Below are 16,737 nucleotides of genomic sequence, written 5' to 3' on the forward strand. Positions count from 1 at the left end.
CCAGCGTTCGTCCTGAGCCAGGATCAAACTCTCCAATAAAGTTGAGTTGATTAGCTCATAAATGTTACGTTGGCTTCATTTCAAAAGAAATGAATGTTTATTGTTGACGTTTTTGTTTGTTTAGTTTTCAAAGAACGATCATCCAAGTGCTTGCGCACTTCATTCGACCAAGCCGCTCGAAAGCGACCTCTTTAATTTATCACATCTCACTTCGTGATGTCAACAACTTTTTTCGAAATTTCTAATTCGTCGTTTGACACTCTCGAAGAGGACAAGAATTAATATATCATGATTAAAATATGTTTGCAATATAATTTTCGGAAAAAGTTTTTTTAATGGGTTTTTATTATCTTTATAAAAGGCTAAAGCTCGAATGTTATCCATTGAAAAATAAAAATGCGACTTATCATTTCATTTAAGATTGGCTATTCATTTCATGTTTTAATTTTAATCTTCGTTCATCAAACACGAATAATAAAATGCCGCCGATGACGACAACGCCACCCAGTATTTGTGTCCAAACAACATATTCACTTAACAAGAAGTAAGCAAGGATTGTCGCTCCAACAGGCTCAAATAAAATCGCCATTGAGATCGTTGAAGTACTCACCCATTTTAACGACCAATTAAATAAGGTATGCCCCAACAGGTTCGGAATTAGAGCCAGCAAGATAAAATAAACCCAATCACTTGCCGGATATGGATATAAGGGCTGGTTAGCTGCAAAGATATAAATGAATAAAGTAATCGAACTCATAAAATAGACAAGAAATGTATATGTAATTAGTGATACCCTTTTTCGAACATTTTGACCAAATAATAAATAAGCGGTTATTTGAGCGCAGGCTATTAGGGCAAGTATATCTCCAAAAAGAGCCGTTCCGCTAATCCGAAAATCTCCCCAGCTGATGATGATACTTCCTCCAACTGCTATGATTCCGCTGATGATGGCCTTGCCAGATATTTTTTCCTTAAAGAAAAAATACGTTCCTACAAATGCAAAAATCGGCTGAAGCGTGACTAACACGGTGGAGCTTGCTACCGAAGTGTAGTTTAACGACTCAAACCATAGAATAAAATGAAAGGCCAGAAATACTCCGGCAATGATGGAATACAACCAGTCTTTTTTCGTAATCTTACGAAGTTCTCCAACATGCTTTATTAAAAAAACGGGTAACATCAAAAGTACGGAAAACAACAGGCGATAAAAAGCTATGACGCCTGAGGGCGCAGAACTGTATTTCACAAAAATGGCCGATGTGGAAACTGAAATGACGCCAATTGCCAAAACGGCGTAGGGGTTTATTTTTGGCTCTTCCATATTGGACTCCTTTATAGGTAAAATAAAATTACATACTTATAGCAATCGTAAAGTATTCTTAGTTGTTTTTTCAAAAAACAAGCCCTCTTACAATATTAAATGGACGTGAGATTATGAGCAGTATCGATATTGATATATTAATTAAGCTTGGCATTTCCGCTGTGTTTGGGCTCATTATTGGACTTGAACGGGAACTAAAAAGAAAACCTGTGGGACTAAAAACCAGTCTTGTCATTTCTGTAGTCAGTTGTCTTCTGACCATTGTATCGATTGAATCAGCTTATATGTTCCCCGATTCGGCAGAAGTTAGAATAACGATGGACCCATTGCGATTGGCGGCCCAAATCGTCTCAGGTATCGGTTTTCTAGGTGCTGGTGTTATTTTAAGACGAGGCAACGACAGTATTTCCGGCCTCACAACGGCTGCAATGATTTGGGGGGCCGCCGGGATTGGGATTGCTGTCGGTGCCGGTTTTTATATAGAAGCGTTTGCCGGAGTCGCATTGCTGATTATTAGTGTCGAATTAGTTCCTGCCGTTATGAAAATTTTTGGCCCTAAACAATTACGAGAAAAAGAGATTATGCTTCAGTTATTTATTAGAGACCAGGTCCAAATTGATAATGCCATTACGTATTTAATGGAAAAAGAATATATTATCCGCAGACTCAAGATTAAAGATTTGGACAATGGCGATCATCTTGTGCAAATATTGGTTGCGGTTGACTACCGTGAAAAGACAACAGATGTATATGCCTCCGTTTCGGAATTAGAAGGTGTGAATAAGGTGGAAATAGAAAGCATCAGTTAATGGAGAATTTTTTAGCCTTTACTTAAATTTCCTCTTGCAATAAAAATATAATCCGGATATAATTCTTGTTGTACCGATTCAAGCGGGGGATTAGCTCAGCTGGGAGAGCGCTTGCATGGCATGCAAGAGGTCAGGGGTTCGAGCCCCCTATTCTCCATCATTTTTTCGAAAACCTTTGCGTTAAGCAAAGGTTTTTTTATTTTTATTTACTTTCTGTCTCTAGCAATCCCCCTCCAAATACCTATAAAAAAAATTCTATTCTATTATAAATTCCTCTTGCATGTTTTAGTCTCCTAAAATTATAATAAAAATCATAAAAATTTCCAAAGTTATGAAATATCTGTCAACTCGCGAAGGAGGCAAACAATAACAATAACCACTCTGTCCTAACCATCTCATCCGGTCGTCGTCGTTCTTTTTTTAAAACAAACGGGTTTATTTCGAAAGGGGGAGCTTCACATTGGAGGCTAAAAAATTTAATAATCAAACTGAAAGCGATTACAGCGCCATTGCCCAGTCAGCTTCGTTTAAAACATTACTTTCTGAGAAAAAGAAATTTATTGTGCCATTAACCATTTTCTTCTTTTGTTTCTACTTTACCTTGCCAATCCTTACCTCTTATTCAACGATTCTGAACACCAAATTTATTGGCAATATTACTTGGGCCTGGGTCTTTGCCTTTATGCAATTTGTCATGACCTGGGGATTATGCATGCTATATTCAAAAAAAGCGGCTAAATTTGATGAGTTGACTAATCAGGTTGTCCAAGAAAGGGGGACTCGCTAATGAATACCCCTGCGTTTCTCATGTTTTTAGGAATTGTATTGGTGACATTGGTCATTACCTACTATGCCTCGAAAAAAACGAAAAATGCCAGTGAGTTCTATACGGCTGGAGGCGGCTTGACCGGTTGGCAAAATGGATTGGCCATTGCAGGTGACTATATGTCTGCGGCATCATTTCTCGGTATTGCCGGGGCTGTCGCATTACAGGGCTTTGATGGATTCTTCTATAGCATCGGGTTTCTGGTTGCCTATCTTGTCGTGCTTTACTTGGTGGCGGAGCCGTTAAGAAACCTTGGTAAATATACATTTGCCGATATGATTGCTTCCCGTTTTGACGCCAAGAAAATCCGCGGTTTTGCGGCCATGAATACGATGACCATCTCGATTTTTTACATGATTGCCCAGCTAGTCGGGGCGGGTGCACTTATTAAATTATTATTGGGGTTGGAATATACTACTTCTGTCTTAATCGTCGGCGTACTAATGACGGTATACGTTATCTTTGGCGGAATGCATGCGACAAGCTGGGTGCAAATTATCAAAGCGGTTTTGTTAATGGGCGGAACCTTTATCATTTCCGTTATTGTTTTTGCGAAATTCAATTTCAGCATCACTGATATGTTTGCGCAAATGAAAACAGCGACTCCATTAAAAGATTCGTTTTTAAATCCTGGGGTTAAATATAAGGACGGGCTAGACACCCTTTCATTAAATATGGGGCTTGTCCTTGGGACAGCAGGACTTCCTCACATTCTTGTCCGGTTCTTTACCGTTAAAGATGCTAAAACTGCCCGTGCTTCTGTTGTTTATGCTACATGGATCATCGGACTATTTTATGTTATGACGATTTTCCTTGGATTCGGCGCTGCCGCTTTTGTTGGTAATGATAAGATCATTGCTGCAAATCCTGCCGGGAATATGGCAGCACCACTTTTGGCTGAGGCCCTTGGTGGCAACATGCTGTTTGCTTTCGTTTCTGCCGTTGCCTTTGCGACAATCCTTGCTGTAGTTGCTGGACTCGTGTTAACTGCGGCTTCGGCGTTTGCACATGATTTTTATAATGAAATTATGAAAAAAGGCAAAGCAACCGAAAAACAGCAGGTGAAGATGGCCCGTTATGCGGCAATCGGTGTTTCCATTATTTCGATTATCTTAGCGCTAGGTGCACAAACGCTAAACGTGGCATTCCTTGTTTCGCTTGCATTTGCTGTAGCTGCAAGTGCAAACTTGCCGGTTATTATTTACACCATCTACTGGAAACGTTTTAATACAAGCGGCGCGGTTTGGGCTATGGTAGTCGGCCTGGTTTCGGCAATCGGGTTAGTGTTAATCAGCCCGAACGTTTTTAGCCCTGAAGCAGGAAAAGCGATTTTTGTAGGGAACCCAATCTTCCCATATACAACACCGGGAATCGTCTCCATACCGCTTGGATTCTTGGCAGGCTATCTCGGAACCATCCTCTCGAGCCAAAAAGCCGATGTGAAGAAATACGAGGAAGTCCTGGTTAAATCCAATACCGGTATCGGATTAGGAAGGTAAAGGGAAATAAAGGAAAAAGGTGCCTGACACCCATAGGGGATTAGGCACCTTTATTAATGTGTCTATAGTATAATACGGAATCAATCTAGCGCTGTTTTTTTCTTCCCGCACTATTTTTTGTGCTGTTCCTCTTTCCAGCGGTTTTGGCGCTTGGTTTTCCTTTGGCAAAGCTTGTTTTCGCGCTTCGGCTCTTTGTTTGTTGTGTCCCGCTCTTTTTATCTCCGCTCTTTCCCTGCTTCTTGCTGTCTCCACTTTCTTTTCTATGACCGGCCGGCTTTTTCCGGGCAGTTCGTTTTTGTTTTTCATCATTTGTTGGCATGTCCCTTTTTTGACCTTTTTCTTTATCGACATTGCCCAGGTTTTGTTTTTGAATTCGAATATTTAGCTCTTTTTCAATTAAATCAAGAGTTGGCCTGTCTGCGGAGGAATATAGGGTAATCGCCAATCCTTTCAATCCTGCTCTTCCTGTCCTGCCAATCCGGTGAATATAGCTTTCGGAATCCTGAGGGATGTCGTAATTAAACACATGTGTGACGCCTTCTACATCCAGTCCCCTAGCGGCTACATCCGTGGCTATCAACAATTGAACCTCGGCATCGCGGAACCGCTTCATCACTTGCTCCCGTTTCGCCTGCGACAAATCGCCGTGCAATTCATCGCAGGAAAATCCCCGAGCCCGTAAAATCTCATAGAGCTTACTAACTCTCCGTTTCGTCCGGCAAAAAATAACCGCTAAAAACGGTCGATGGGTTTCAATTAACTGAATCAGTGTGGCTTGCTTTGCCCGGTCGATGGTATGAATGGCAATCTGCTTTACATTGTCTGCAGGACCTTGAACTTTTTCAATTTGAATATATTCAGGGCTCCGCATATATTTATTAGCCAGTTTTCTGACTTCGTCAGGAATCGTTGCCGAGAAAAGCATGGTTTGCCGTTGTTTCGGCGTTTCTTTAATGATATCCTCTACCTCATTGAGAAACCCGATGTGAAGCATTTGGTCCGCTTCATCCAACACAAGAAACGACAGATTGGCCAGATGGATTGTTCCCCTCCGGATATGATCTAAAAGCCTTCCCGGCGTCCCTACAACAATCTGAGGTTTGTTTTTCAATTTCCTTAATTGCTTGTCTACATCCTGTCCGCCATAAGCTGCCAGAACATGAACCTCTTCTAAACCTTCAATCAACTTTTGTATTTCATCTGTTATTTGCAGTGCCAGTTCCCTTGTCGGCGTGACAATAAGAGCCTGAATCTGGTCCCCATCCCGTTTTAATTTTTCCAGTATTGGCAGGACGAAGGCAAATGTTTTCCCTGTCCCTGTCTGCGCCTGGCCAATGAGGTCCCGGCCATTCATGATAATTGGAATTGCCTGTTGTTGTACTGGGGTTGGGTTCGCCACACCCTGGCCTTGCAATTTTTCAGCTAACTCTGTGGAAATGCCTAGTTGTATGAATTTTAACAAAAGACCGCCTACTTTCTGTATGTACCTTCCACTAATAATGATTGTTTTCAACGTTTTTAGCAATTATTCAGGTGAAATATTGAAATAAATGAAAACTCGCCGATTGGCGAGTCCGTTAGGACGAAGACAGAGGCGTAGTTGAATTTATGCGTGCGAAGCTGAGATAAAGAAATTTGGGTAAAAATTTTATACTTTCCTATTAGCCAAAATAAAAGACCGTCGAGAAATCACTCAACAGCCTTTCATGCTTATAATGGTTCTTTTAAGTTATATTTCTTTAGAATGCTTTCAATTTTAAACCCGGTACCCACGTCGCCCTTTACCTTTACTTTCCCCAATAGCAAAGCCATTGAACCGCTCATTTTACATAAAACAAATTTTTTGAAAGTATCATAGTTTAGAGTTAAAGCAACAGTTGGAATAACTTCGACTCCTTCCTTGATGGTCAGTTTACCGTCTTGGAAAAAATGTTGATAGGTTGAAGGCACTTGATCAGTAACTTCATATTGAACGACAGCATTAAAACCTTGAATCGGACCCGGATTCTCATTGAATATTTGTTCAATTCTTGCCATTAATTCTGCTAACGAATATTCTTGGAGTGTTTTAACCATATAAAGCCCCCCAATGCTAAAGTAAGTTACACCCCAATAATACCAATACGTACCATTATTATACAGTGAATACTTTTTGAACTTTTTGGAAAAAGGTGCCTGACACTCATCGCTGGGCGGCACCCTTTTAAAGTTGTTTATATAGGTTATTAGTTGCAGAATATTAGACGGTTACTTCTGCTTTGGTCCATAGGTTTTCGATAGGGATTCCTGCGTCTTTCATGGTGCGGAATACAGGGCAGCGCAGGTCGACGGATTTTCGCAATTCTTCGATTCTTTCTTGAGACTCTGATGTTTCAATTACGGCCTTCACCTTAACCTGCTGGAAATACGGCTTAACTGATAAGTCACCCATTAAACCGGCGACGTCTAAATGGCCTTCGACATCAAAGGAGATTCCCTGGAGATCAAACTTCATCTCTTGCGCGATTAATTGCGCCATTACATTTTCACAGGCAATTAAAGATGATAATAGCGTTGATAGCGGATCGATTGCAGAGTCCTTGCCGCCAAATGATTCTGGTTCATCAATCGCAATCGTGTGCTTGCCAGCAACCGCATCTATACGCATACCCGTACCTTTTCCCTCAACCTTAAACTTCGTTAATTGTCCCATATTAGATTCTCCACTCCATTCTGACTATTAAACAAGCACGATCTCTCGTAATTTCTTAGCTGCAGCCACCATTGCCTTTAATTTTTCAACCGCAATTTCATCACTGTTCATTGGCCTTTGAGCAAATGTTCCAAAGCCGCAATCAGGATTTAGGAAGATTTTTGCATCCGGCAGATATTTTCTTACTTCCTGAACACGTGCCACAATCGCTTCAACCTCTTCTATTTCTTCAGTCCGCGGATTGACAACACCGAGTCCGATTTCTTTCCCGCCAAATTCGCGGATGGCATCCAATTCTCCCGCCCTTGGTGTGGCGTATTCGAGAATGAGTTGGTCAACGTTGACATTAGCAAGATATGGGATTAACGGGTAATATGGCCCTCTTAGCAGCACCTGCTCCTGTGTGCTCCAATTGCCACGGCAAACATGGACACCGATTTTTGTACCTCGGCCGAGCATTCCTTCTGTCACTTGATTCATCAAGTCAAGCGCAAAAGCAATTTCCTGTTCAGCATCGGCCTTGGCCGTCAATGCCCCGCACATAAAGGTACGATTTGCGTTTTTCTGGGTAAACACAAGCTCGGTTAAAACCGGTTCATCGAATTGGACAAACTCAACGCCAGCAGCAACCAATTCCTCCAATTCTTCCCGCAGCACTTTAACAATATCGACAGCCAAATCTTCCTTTGTCGGGTATGCATCCTTCGACAAGCCTTCTACCCACATCGATCTTGTTAACAGGTAGGGACCGGGCATGGAAACTTTAACTGCTTTATCCGTATGTTTTTTTAAAAATAAAAAATCATCTAGGGCGAGCGGCTTTTTACGGCTGATTTTTCCGCAAGCTGCCGGGTTGGACATCGAGAACGCCGGTACATCCAATGTCCCAAGGATTTCTTCAAAGCTCGACTTATCCTCAATGTATTCGAGCAGCTCTGATACAGTTAGCATCCGGACATTATGCAAATGCTCGGCAACAAATGAAATATAGTTATCGCGCCGTTGCTCGCCGTCCGAGACGATATCAATTCCGGCTTCCTCCTGCCACTTTAAGATTTGTAAGACCGCTGTATCAGCAATCGCCTGAAATTCTTCTTCGCTAATTCTACCGGCACGTTTATCACGCATCGCCCGCTTTACCTCAGGTGACCGCGGCCAGCTGCCAATAACGGTGACAGGAAACTTAGGTAATGTCATAACTGGACTAACCCCCTGTTAAAATACAATCGCTAGCTTAATATCAATAGTTACGGCTTGGTTGAGAGTTTGAAAGATTGGCGACCTGGCAAGCGTATTGCTCCATAATTCTTCCAGAATCTCCTCAGATTCCGGTGATGATACATAAAAAGTGCCGGTAACCTGATTTACTTTCGGGCTGCCTTCATCTTCAAGCTCCATATGGTATAACACATTTTCCAAGCCGCCTTTTAAGCTAAGCTCCAAATTATCAATTTCAACATTTCTCCTTGACGCCTGTGCTTTAAATCCAACCGTCAGACACGAAGCAAGTGAAGCCAACAAATAGTCAACGGCACTTGGCGCATTCACCTTTGGACTAAAGTCTGCTGACTGTCCAGCAATAAATGTGTGGTTCCGTGAATGTACCGTCGCGGAAAGGTCGTTCCCGCCGCGAACACGAACGCTCCATTGATAGCCTTTTGCTGCCTGAAGGTCTTGTTCAAGCTCCGCCTGATTCGATCCTTTTTTAATAAAATATCTTGTCGTATTATCGCCAGGCTGAGAGCCAAGAAATTCATGTTTAACCATCCGGCACCATGCCGGAAGATCCTCAGCAACTGTTTTTTCCCTGCTTCGTACCTCCAACACCTGACCGCCAGCGAGCGGGTCCATTGCTTTTTTAATAATCAATAATAAACCCGACCCGCAATCTAAATCGCCGCCATCACAAACTGCATGTGGATTGTGCATGCTGTTCACCTTTGCTTAATACGTAATCGAAGCAGCGCCCTGGCTAAGGAACTCTACTACTTTAGCACCGCCTACAATCGTCGCACCTTCTATTAAATTTTCTTCGTCAAGGCCGCGCTTTTTGAAGCATGGGCTGCAGACCCAAAGTGTTCCTCCGGCTTCTACAAATTGCTCCATTAACTGTTTTAATGGTGCAAAGCCTTCTTCATGTATATCATCGGTATAGCCTTTTGAAGAAAGGTAAGCGCCTTCAACGTTTAGGAAAACTACTGTTTCCTGCCCGGATGCCACTGCAGCATTTGCCACCACGAATCCTACAGTTGCTTTATCAGGGTCATTTTTTGCATTTGTTAAACTCACTAAAAATTTTCCAGCCATTTTTGTTCCTCCATTTGGATTAAATTTATGTAAAAGACTGTAATCAGCCCTTTTCAATAAAGTAATAACTTGTCTTGCCAAAATCCTCACGGTTCAAAAGAGTATGCTTTTGCATGCGGCACCACGCTGGCAGGTCCTCGCGGGCACCTGGGTCGTAGGAAATCACCTTGATGATTTGTCCCGGTTCCATTTTTTTCATTGTTAAAAACAAGTTCATAATTAATTCGCCACACCCAGTCGGGCCGGCGTCGTAAAGTAAATCGAAGTGCTTTTCCATAAATAACTCCTTTACAACATACAAATGTTAAAAACTTGTCAAAATAGTCTTGTCATTTTCATTATAAGAAAGTGGTATGCTAAGATAAATTCAATTTATCTATTTAATGAATTAAAACTCATCTATTTTTTGAATACAAGGAGATTAATATATGGATTTACACCAGCTATATGTATTTACCAAAGTTGTCGAGCATAAGAGCTTTTCCAAAGCGGCGGAAGATATATTCTTAAGTCAGTCTACGGTTAGCTCCCATATTCATGCTTTAGAAAAAAATCTGAATGTCCAGCTGTTTGACCGTGTCGGGCGCGAAAACATTTTAACCCCTCATGGAGAACGTCTCTACCAGTGGGCGCAGAAACTATTATTGTTGAAGGACCAGGCCTTGCTTGACCTTAAGGGCGGGCAGCAAGAGCTTCGAGGGATGCTTCGGATTGCGGCAAGCTCAGTACCAGGCCAGTTTATGATACCGAAAATGGTGAAGCTTTTTCGGGATCAGTATCCTAATGCTCTGTTCCGTATCAATCAATCCTCCTCGAAAAATACGGTAGATAAAGTGTTAAATGGCTCCGTAGATTTTGGGGTTTTAGGGGATAAATATGAAAGCGATAAGCTAAAATATATACCTTTATTAAAAGAAAAGCTTGTCCTGATCACATCGAATCAGGTTAATATAGCCGGCCCTGTAGATATCCATGATATATTGCAATACCCATTTATTATGAGAAACAGCGATTCAGGAACAAACGCAATATTGGAAAGGCTTCTTAAAAAAAATAAAATCTCAAAGGACCAATTGAACATTATTGCCTACACAGACTCTAGTCAGAGCTTAATTCAATTTGTTATGCAGGATATAGGAATATCGATTATTTCCGAAATTGCGGCTAAAGAGTACGCCTTGCAAAACCAGCTAAAAATGTACGAAATCAACGGATTCGACGAGGAAAGATACTTTTATCTTGTCTACAATCTTCAGAAAACACAATCGATTTTGGGGAAATTGTTTATCGAACAGGCACTAGATTTAGTATAAAAATGGCCTGAGCTTACGCACTGTCAGCAGCTGTAAACTCAGGCACTCTGTTTCAATCAGTTCGAGATTCATATAAATCTTTTTCCCTGACTTCCTTTAAGTCGTCGCGAACACTTTGCTTTGCCAGTTCCACATTGGAACGGTGTGCCGCACGGATAATAACATGAGCAGAAACGGGGGCAGTAAGGAACACAAAGAATATCCCGAGGAATAAGCGAATGCTAAAATACCCTTCCATAATGAAAAACAGAAATGTTCCCCCAAGTATAAAAAGAACACCCATCGTAGAACCTTTTGAAAGCGCATGAGCGCGGGTGTAGATATCAGGAAGCCGAATCAAACCAATCGCACTCAAAAAACTAAAGATCGTTCCAACAAAAATTAACAGGACAGCAATCAATTCAATCTGATTGTTTCCGCTCAATGACTACACCCCTTTCTATATAACGTGCGAAGGCAATCGTCCCAATAAAAGAAAGGATTCCAATCAATAAAATCACTTCAAAAAAACCCGTACTTCTTAGCAAAACGGAAAAAATCGCGACTCCCGACAATAAATTGATCCCCAAAGCATCCAGTGCCTGCACTCTATCAGGCGCAGTCGGGCCCTTAATCAACCGATAGATGGTAGCAAAAATAGCAAAGCTAAGAAATACCAATGAGTAAATTAATATCGTTTGAATCATGCCCGTGTCACCTTCTTTATCGCTTTTTCAAATTTAGCTGTCGATTGAAGAACGGCATCACTGGATTTTGGAATATCCATTGCATGGATATAAAACCTCCGATTGTCTGGAGAGACTTCCACGACAACGGAACCGGGGGTCAATGTCAATAATAAAGCCAGCAGGGTAACTTCCAAATCTCCCTCGAGTTCCGTTTCCAAAGTGAAAATTCCCGGTGTGATGTTAATCTTCGGAGCAAGCACTTGTTGAATAACCAAAATACTTGAAGTAAACAATTCATATATAAATACGAAAAAGAGTTGGACGATCGCAAGAAGCGTTATTAAATAGAATTTAGTTGGAAAATACCTCCTCAGGATAAAAAGCACCAGTAAACCAAAAAGGTAACCGCTAAAGAATGTCAGCACATTCCAATCATCCTGAAGGAACATCCAGATTACACCAATCGATAAATTGATCAAAACTTGCATGGGCATTGGCCCCCCCCCTTTCTATCATGGATTTAATGCACCGGACGGGTGCCAAAAACCGCTTCAATATAGATGCCTGGATTGATTAGGCCTTCTACCGCTAAATCCACGTAATGATGAATTCCTTCTGCTCCTAGTCCAAGCGTGATCGTTAACATGGTGAGTATTCCCAATGGGAGCAATAACCCCTTAGTTGTCCTCTTTTCATTTTCCTCCGAAGTGTCTGTCCCCCAAAACCCATTCATAAAAATCTTCATGATCGAATACAGAACCATAAGGCTTGTCAGCAGTCCAATAATTCCTAGCCAAATAAACCCTGCTTCAAATGTCCCCTCGGTAATGAATATTTTTCCTAAAAACCCGCTAAACGGGGGAATGCCTGAAAGGGAAAGGGCCGCAATAAAAAACATCCACCCCAATCCGGGATATAACCGGATCAAACCACTGAATTCCTTCAGTCTACTGGTCCCAGTCAGGTGGATAACTGTTCCGCCCAAAAGGAAAATCAAAGCCTTTACGACCATGTCATGAATCAAATAATAGAGAGATCCCGTCAGCCCTTCCGCTGTTAATGAAGCAGCTCCAGCTAAAATGAATCCCACACCAACAATGACGTTATAGGTTATGATTTTTTTAATATCCCAATAGGCAACCGCTCCGACCGCACCTAAAATCATTGTAAATCCCGCTAAAATACCGATTAATAAGTGGGTAACCTCCGGTTCATGATAAAAAACAAGCGTGAATACCCTGATAATGGCATAGATTCCCACTTTCGTCAGCAATGCGGCAAAGATGGCAGCAATCGCCGTTGGCGGTGCACTGTACGAGCCAGGCAGCCAAAAGAATAAAAACAATCCTGCTTTCAAACTAAAAACGATTAAAAATAGAATGGCGACAACCGTCATTAGCCCATCTTGCCCTGCCTCGGCGACCCTGATTGATAGATGCGCAAAATTCAACGTCCCTGTCATCGCATACAGGAAGGCAATGGCAACTAGAAACAGAAACGAGGAAATGATATTAACCAGGATATATTTGATTGATTCCCTTAGTTGATTTCCTGTACCACCAAGAGAGATTAACACATAAGACGAAACTAACATCACCTCGAAACAGACAAACAAATTAAAAATATCGCCTGTCATAAACGAGCCAATCACACCAGTAATCAAAAACATAAACAGCGGATAAAAATAGAAATTTTCTCGTTCCTGACCAATCGAGCGGAATGCATATAGCAAACAGCAAAGCGCAACAACACAGGTCGTCAGGATGAGCAAAGCAGCAAACATATCGGCCACCATACTCACGCCAAAAGGCGCCTCCCATCCGCCCAGCTGCAATGTTTGCACACCCTCTTGATCAATTTGGAATATTAATAGAAGCGTGACGATGCCAACTGCGATGATTGAACAAACACTTAAATACCTATGGAAGATTATTCTTTTTCTAAAAATCACCATCACCATCCCGGCAATAACCGGTATAATGATTGGCAATATCACCAAATTATTCATTTTCTGTACCTCGCATCTGCTCCGTATCATCCGTTCCCAATACTTTGTAAGCTCGATAACTCAACACTAATAAAAGAGCGGTGGTCGCAAAGTTTATCACGATGGCCGTCAATAAAAGGGCTTGCGGCAAGGAATCCGCATAGGTTAAATCCTTGATTCCCAAGAGTGGCGGACCACCCTTTTTAAGCCCTCCCATTGTAATGATCAATAAATTCACCCCGTGTCCAAGTATCGATGTTCCGAGGATGATTCGCAGTAGAGTCTTTGTCAAAATTAAATAGATTCCAATTGCAAATAAAATTCCTACAAGGATAGACATTAATGTTTCCATTATCGATCATCCCCTATCGTCATGATGATGGTGATAGAGGTGCCTATTACCGCCAATGCAACCCCGATGTCAAATAAAACCGCTGTGGCCAGTTCCGTTTTACCAAAGATGGGAAGTTTGAAGTAGCCAAATGCCTGGAATAAAAACGGGTGGTCCAGGAGCATGGCCCCAACTCCCGTCAGCACGGAAATCAATACACCGACTGCGGCCACCACTTTAAAATCAAGCGGAATATGATTTCGAACTGTTTCTATATCAAATGCCAAAAACAACAGGATTAAGGCAGAAGCAAAAGCCAGGCCGCCGATAAACCCGCCGCCGGGCTGGTGATGACCTGAAATAAACAGGTTGATGGCAAACGTTAAGATGATAACAACTGCCACCTTTGTCACGCTCCGTATAATCACATCATTCGGCTTTTTCATTTCGATTCCCCCCTGCTAACCGAAGCTTGATCAAGGTATAAACCCCAAGTCCGGCTATACTTAATACGAGAATCTCAAGCATCGTATCGATTCCGCGAAAATCAACAAGGATGGAGTTGACGATATTTTTTGCACCGGCCAATTCGTATGAATTTTCATAATAACCGGATATCGATTGAAACAGGCGGTTTCCATTTGCCGACAAGGCAACGATGGTGACCACGACGCCAACTCCTATGGAAACAATCGCATTCACTGCCTTGAATCGAATCCGGGCAAACTCCTTGCGCAATTGCGGCAAATGGTAGAAACATAATAAAAACAACACCGTTGTGACTGTCTCAACCACCAATTGTGTCAATGCCAAATCGGGCGCCCGAAAGAGTACAAAGAAAAAGGAGACGAGAAACCCTAAGCCCCCAACAGCCACAATTGCTGTTAGCCTCGTTTTGGCAAAAAGAACAGCTGCTGCCGTTACTATCATCACAATCATTAAAACCGCTTCAAACCAGTTTACCGGCGCATCGTCTGATGTGTGTATCGAGAACCCATCAGATAACCAAACCGCTCCGCCAACAATAATAATAATAAAGGCAAAAATATAGACTAAATAATCGCGAATAAACCCGGTCATGTAACGGTCGGTCACTCGACGGGAGACAGCCTCCATATTTTCCAGCCCAATGTTGTATAGATGATTTAACATCAGATTCTCTGGGTATAAAAGATAAATTCGATACCATTTTTTCAACAAATGATACATGATCGTTCCAAGAACGATGACCCCGATGGTCATAAATAACTCGATATTCCAGCCATGCCATGCACTTATTTTCACGTTGGTTTCCCCGGCAGCAGCCAGTGTCGGCACGATAGCCGCAAGTGCAGGACTTAACAGATACTTGGAAAGGATATTGGGAAAAAAGAAAATAATAACGACAAACAAGCCGAGCACAATTGGTGAAATTAACATCCCAAGTGGTGCCTCATGAACTTCCTTCGCTAATTTTTCGGGCTTATTTTTTCCTCTAAATGTTTTAAACACAAGAATCATGCTGTACACAAACGTAAATACACTGGCGATCCATGCGATGATTGGAAACAGATTTCCAATGGCGTTCACGCCGAATTCCTTCATTTCAGCTGCATTTATAACGGCAGTAAAAAACATTTCCTTACTTAAGAATCCGTTAAATGGGGGCAGCCCGGCCATCGAAAAACTTCCGATTACCGCCAAAGTAAACGAGATTGGCATTAAATGCATTAAGCCCCCCAGCCTGCGGATATCCCGTGTCCCGGTTTCATGGTCGATAATTCCGACAACCATGAATAGACAGCCTTTAAAGGTCGAATGGTTTACCAGGTGAAAAATAGCAGCAAAAATAGCGGCCATATAGACGGAGGATTCCTCACCGCCAGTATAGAGGGAGGCAGATCCTAACCCTAACAGACTCATGATTAATCCCAATTGGCTGATCGTGGAATAGGCCAATAATGCCTTTAAATCGGTTTGTCTTACAGCATTTACAGACCCATATAGTAAAGTGATCATCCCCATACTGGAAACAATCCAAAACCACTCTGCTTGACCGCCAAAGACCGGGGTCAGGCGGGCGACCAGATAGATTCCCGCTTTTACCATCGTTGCTGAATGCAAGTAAGCACTAATTGGCGTAGGGGCTTCCATAGCATCAGGCAGCCAAATACTAAACGGAAATTGGGCTGACTTTGTAAATGCCCCGATTAATATCAAAATCATGGATGGAACAAACAACGGATGAGATGGAATGTTGGCTGCTTGGCTGACCATCTCGCGAATACTGTACGTTTCGGTCATCATGGAAAGCATGATTAAGCCCGCAAGCATGGCAAGCCCACCAAATATCGTAATCAACATAGATTTTTGGGCACCATAACGTGATTTCTCACGTTCATACCAATACGCAATTAATAAGAAGGAAGAAACACTCGTGGTCTCCCAAAACACATAGAGCACAAAGATATTGTCGGAAAATACAAGTCCCAGCATCGCTCCCATAAACAAGAGCAAATATACATAAAAGTTGTTAAGGGCCTCGCGTTTTGACATATAAAAGATGGAATATAAAATAACAAGGGCGCCGATACCGGCAATCAACAATCCAAATATTAAGCTTAACCCGTCGACATAAGTTGTGAAGTTGATATTATAGGACGGGATCCACGGAACTGTCGAGAAAGCAGTATTCCCATAAGAAATTGCTGTGGTAAAGGAAAGCAGAAATGCAAAAATCACCAGCGGGATGACAAGGACAAACCAGCCTGTATGAATGCGTGGCGTAAATTTCCTATAAATGTACGGGACTGCGGCCGCAAAGATAAATGGCAGTAAAATCATTAGATGTAACCAAGACATCAATTCCCCTCCTTAGAAAATGTTATATAAAAACGGCACACCGTGAAATAGATTGACTGAAACTGTTCCATACGCTATAGTCATACATAATCTATAGTAATTGGCCGTAAAGAGTCCTACACAGCCAATCCGAGGTGAACAAA

At 42.0% G+C, this 16,737-nt stretch carries 19 protein-coding genes and 1 tRNA gene; 5 read left to right on the plus strand and 15 right to left on the minus strand.

Features of this window, described 5'->3' with window-relative positions:
- Positions 1 to 415 precede the first annotated feature (415 nt).
- A complete protein-coding gene (locus AR334_RS16790) occupies positions 416 to 1,321 on the minus strand; it encodes a DMT family transporter (protein WP_066313940.1) in 906 nt (301 codons plus the stop codon).
- A gap of 113 nt (positions 1,322 to 1,434) precedes the next feature.
- Between AR334_RS16790 and AR334_RS16795 the strand changes: the two genes are divergently transcribed.
- The 4 genes from AR334_RS16795 to AR334_RS16810 all read left to right on the plus strand — a co-directional run bounded on the left by AR334_RS16795 (position 1,435) and on the right by AR334_RS16810 (position 4,455).
- Entirely contained in the window at positions 1,435 to 2,130 is a 696-nt protein-coding gene (locus AR334_RS16795) for an MgtC/SapB family protein (RefSeq protein ID WP_066313945.1), read from the plus strand.
- Between the two features lie 84 nt (positions 2,131 to 2,214).
- A tRNA-Ala gene (locus AR334_RS16800) sits at positions 2,215 to 2,287 on the plus strand.
- 303 nt (positions 2,288 to 2,590) lie between these two features.
- Positions 2,591 to 2,917 (plus strand): DUF485 domain-containing protein, encoded by a 327-nt coding sequence (locus tag AR334_RS16805; RefSeq protein WP_066313947.1) that lies wholly within the window; start codon positions 2,591 to 2,593, stop codon positions 2,915 to 2,917.
- Positions 2,917 to 4,455, plus strand: coding sequence for a cation acetate symporter (locus tag AR334_RS16810; protein WP_066313949.1), 1,539 nt, complete (start codon positions 2,917 to 2,919; stop codon positions 4,453 to 4,455). Before AR334_RS16805 ends, AR334_RS16810 begins: the two co-directional genes overlap by 1 nt.
- Positions 4,456 to 4,540: 85 nt before the next feature.
- On the opposite strand, the gene AR334_RS16815 is transcribed toward AR334_RS16810, so the two are convergent.
- The 7 genes from AR334_RS16815 to AR334_RS16845 form a co-directional block, all read right to left on the minus strand.
- Positions 4,541 to 5,917: a DEAD/DEAH box helicase gene (locus tag AR334_RS16815; RefSeq protein WP_066313951.1), complete on the minus strand. Its 1,377-nt coding sequence runs from the start codon at positions 5,915 to 5,917 to the stop codon at positions 4,541 to 4,543.
- 248 nt (positions 5,918 to 6,165) lie between these two features.
- Positions 6,166 to 6,531, minus strand: a complete 366-nt coding sequence (locus AR334_RS16820; RefSeq protein WP_066313956.1) for an SCP2 sterol-binding domain-containing protein — start codon at positions 6,529 to 6,531, stop codon at positions 6,166 to 6,168.
- Positions 6,532 to 6,694: 163 nt separating this feature from the next.
- Positions 6,695 to 7,147, minus strand: coding sequence for an OsmC family protein (locus AR334_RS16825; protein ID WP_066313957.1), 453 nt, complete (start codon positions 7,145 to 7,147; stop codon positions 6,695 to 6,697).
- 27 nt (positions 7,148 to 7,174) lie between these two features.
- Positions 7,175 to 8,344 carry a cobalamin-independent methionine synthase II family protein gene (locus AR334_RS16830; RefSeq protein ID WP_066313958.1) on the minus strand — a complete coding sequence of 390 codons (1,170 nt, stop codon included), beginning with the start codon at positions 8,342 to 8,344 and terminating at the stop codon, positions 7,175 to 7,177.
- 18 nt (positions 8,345 to 8,362) lie between these two features.
- Positions 8,363 to 9,076 carry a sulfurtransferase TusA family protein gene (locus tag AR334_RS16835; RefSeq protein WP_066313964.1) on the minus strand — a complete coding sequence of 238 codons (714 nt, stop codon included), beginning with the start codon at positions 9,074 to 9,076 and terminating at the stop codon, positions 8,363 to 8,365.
- 15 nt (positions 9,077 to 9,091) lie between these two features.
- Positions 9,092 to 9,454 carry a DsrE family protein gene (locus tag AR334_RS16840; RefSeq protein WP_066313966.1) on the minus strand — a complete coding sequence of 121 codons (363 nt, stop codon included), beginning with the start codon at positions 9,452 to 9,454 and terminating at the stop codon, positions 9,092 to 9,094.
- A gap of 43 nt (positions 9,455 to 9,497) precedes the next feature.
- The gene (locus tag AR334_RS16845) at positions 9,498 to 9,731 is read right to left on the minus strand and encodes a sulfurtransferase TusA family protein (protein WP_066313967.1); all 234 of its coding nucleotides are present in this window, start codon (positions 9,729 to 9,731) and stop codon (positions 9,498 to 9,500) included.
- A gap of 151 nt (positions 9,732 to 9,882) precedes the next feature.
- Here AR334_RS16845 and AR334_RS16850 point away from each other — a divergent pair, with 151 nt between their 5' ends.
- Entirely contained in the window at positions 9,883 to 10,767 is an 885-nt protein-coding gene (locus AR334_RS16850) for a selenium metabolism-associated LysR family transcriptional regulator (RefSeq protein ID WP_066313968.1), read from the plus strand.
- Positions 10,768 to 10,819: 52 nt separating this feature from the next.
- Here the strand turns inward: AR334_RS16850 and mnhG are convergent, their stop codons facing one another.
- Genes mnhG through AR334_RS16885 form a run of 7 tightly spaced genes read right to left on the minus strand, consistent with a single transcriptional unit; the run spans position 10,820 to position 16,594 of the window.
- On the minus strand, positions 10,820 to 11,191 hold the full coding sequence (gene mnhG / locus AR334_RS16855) for a monovalent cation/H(+) antiporter subunit G (RefSeq protein ID WP_066313969.1): 372 nt from the start codon (positions 11,189 to 11,191) through the stop codon (positions 10,820 to 10,822).
- Positions 11,169 to 11,453 carry a Na(+)/H(+) antiporter subunit F1 gene (locus tag AR334_RS16860; RefSeq protein ID WP_066313971.1) on the minus strand — a complete coding sequence of 95 codons (285 nt, stop codon included), beginning with the start codon at positions 11,451 to 11,453 and terminating at the stop codon, positions 11,169 to 11,171. Before AR334_RS16860 ends, mnhG begins: the two co-directional genes overlap by 23 nt.
- Entirely contained in the window at positions 11,450 to 11,929 is a 480-nt protein-coding gene (locus tag AR334_RS16865) for a Na+/H+ antiporter subunit E (RefSeq protein ID WP_066313974.1), read from the minus strand. The genes AR334_RS16860 and AR334_RS16865 overlap by 4 nt, the downstream gene beginning before the upstream one ends.
- Positions 11,930 to 11,955: 26 nt before the next feature.
- On the minus strand, positions 11,956 to 13,443 hold the full coding sequence (locus tag AR334_RS16870; protein ID WP_066313976.1) for a Na+/H+ antiporter subunit D: 1,488 nt from the start codon (positions 13,441 to 13,443) through the stop codon (positions 11,956 to 11,958).
- Positions 13,436 to 13,774 (minus strand): Na(+)/H(+) antiporter subunit C, encoded by a 339-nt coding sequence (locus tag AR334_RS16875; RefSeq protein WP_066313980.1) that lies wholly within the window; start codon positions 13,772 to 13,774, stop codon positions 13,436 to 13,438. The genes AR334_RS16870 and AR334_RS16875 overlap by 8 nt, the downstream gene beginning before the upstream one ends.
- Positions 13,774 to 14,199, minus strand: coding sequence for a Na(+)/H(+) antiporter subunit B (locus tag AR334_RS16880; RefSeq protein ID WP_066313981.1), 426 nt, complete (start codon positions 14,197 to 14,199; stop codon positions 13,774 to 13,776). Before AR334_RS16880 ends, AR334_RS16875 begins: the two co-directional genes overlap by 1 nt.
- The gene (locus AR334_RS16885) at positions 14,183 to 16,594 is read right to left on the minus strand and encodes a Na+/H+ antiporter subunit A (protein ID WP_066313982.1); all 2,412 of its coding nucleotides are present in this window, start codon (positions 16,592 to 16,594) and stop codon (positions 14,183 to 14,185) included. Before AR334_RS16885 ends, AR334_RS16880 begins: the two co-directional genes overlap by 17 nt.
- Between the last annotated feature and the right edge of the window lie 143 nt (positions 16,595 to 16,737).

The sequence above is a fragment of the Bacillus sp. FJAT-29814 genome (assembly GCF_001510715.1).
In the GTDB taxonomy this organism is placed as follows: domain Bacteria; phylum Bacillota; class Bacilli; order Bacillales; family Cytobacillaceae; genus Neobacillus.

Excerpts from the sequence above, each read along its gene's own strand:
- AR334_RS16790 (WP_066313940.1), bottom strand. The coding sequence starts at position 1,321 with ATGGAAGAGCCAAAAATAAACCCCTACGCCGTTTTGGCAATTGGCGTC.
- AR334_RS16795 (WP_066313945.1), top strand. The coding sequence starts at position 1,435 with ATGAGCAGTATCGATATTGATATATTAATTAAGCTTGGCATTTCCGCT.
- AR334_RS16810 (WP_066313949.1), top strand. The coding sequence starts at position 2,917 with ATGAATACCCCTGCGTTTCTCATGTTTTTAGGAATTGTATTGGTGACA.
- AR334_RS16820 (WP_066313956.1), bottom strand. The coding sequence starts at position 6,531 with ATGGTTAAAACACTCCAAGAATATTCGTTAGCAGAATTAATGGCAAGA.
- AR334_RS16825 (WP_066313957.1), bottom strand. The coding sequence starts at position 7,147 with ATGGGACAATTAACGAAGTTTAAGGTTGAGGGAAAAGGTACGGGTATG.
- AR334_RS16830 (WP_066313958.1), bottom strand. The coding sequence starts at position 8,344 with ATGACATTACCTAAGTTTCCTGTCACCGTTATTGGCAGCTGGCCGCGG.
- AR334_RS16835 (WP_066313964.1), bottom strand. The coding sequence starts at position 9,076 with ATGCACAATCCACATGCAGTTTGTGATGGCGGCGATTTAGATTGCGGG.
- AR334_RS16840 (WP_066313966.1), bottom strand. The coding sequence starts at position 9,454 with ATGGCTGGAAAATTTTTAGTGAGTTTAACAAATGCAAAAAATGACCCT.
- AR334_RS16845 (WP_066313967.1), bottom strand. The coding sequence starts at position 9,731 with ATGGAAAAGCACTTCGATTTACTTTACGACGCCGGCCCGACTGGGTGT.
- AR334_RS16850 (WP_066313968.1), top strand. The coding sequence starts at position 9,883 with ATGGATTTACACCAGCTATATGTATTTACCAAAGTTGTCGAGCATAAG.
- AR334_RS16860 (WP_066313971.1), bottom strand. The coding sequence starts at position 11,453 with ATGATTCAAACGATATTAATTTACTCATTGGTATTTCTTAGCTTTGCT.
- AR334_RS16865 (WP_066313974.1), bottom strand. The coding sequence starts at position 11,929 with ATGCCCATGCAAGTTTTGATCAATTTATCGATTGGTGTAATCTGGATG.
- AR334_RS16870 (WP_066313976.1), bottom strand. The coding sequence starts at position 13,443 with ATGAATAATTTGGTGATATTGCCAATCATTATACCGGTTATTGCCGGG.
- AR334_RS16875 (WP_066313980.1), bottom strand. The coding sequence starts at position 13,774 with ATGGAAACATTAATGTCTATCCTTGTAGGAATTTTATTTGCAATTGGA.
- AR334_RS16880 (WP_066313981.1), bottom strand. The coding sequence starts at position 14,199 with ATGAAAAAGCCGAATGATGTGATTATACGGAGCGTGACAAAGGTGGCA.
- AR334_RS16885 (WP_066313982.1), bottom strand. The coding sequence starts at position 16,594 with ATGTCTTGGTTACATCTAATGATTTTACTGCCATTTATCTTTGCGGCC.